The organism is Novosphingobium malaysiense (assembly GCF_000802225.1).
Lineage (GTDB): Bacteria > Pseudomonadota > Alphaproteobacteria > Sphingomonadales > Sphingomonadaceae > Novosphingobium > Novosphingobium malaysiense.
In genome coordinates this window covers 1-220 of sequence record NZ_JTDI01000036.1, presented here as the reverse complement: position 1 = coordinate 220, position 220 = coordinate 1, and the positions used below count along the sequence as shown (strand labels likewise).

Sequence of the window (220 nt, the reverse complement as noted above, 5' to 3'; positions counted from 1 at the left end):
GACCTGCAGAAACAGTACGAGGGCAAGAGCAAGGAAGAGCTGGAGGCCGCTGCCATCCCGGTGAAGATCGCCGGTCGCATCATGCTCAACCGTGGTGCCTTCATGGTGCTGCAGGACACCTCCGGTCGTCTGCAAGTCTACGTCGACCGCAAGGGCCTGCCTGCCGAGACTCTTGAAGCAATCAAGACCTGGGACCTGGGCGACATCATCGCTGCCGAAG

General features: G+C 60.9%; 1 protein-coding gene. It reads left to right on the top strand.

Features of this window, described 5'->3' with window-relative positions:
• A partial coding sequence (locus tag LK12_RS23390; RefSeq protein ID WP_039290761.1) for an OB-fold nucleic acid binding domain-containing protein occupies positions 1-220 on the top strand: 220 nt, incomplete at both ends.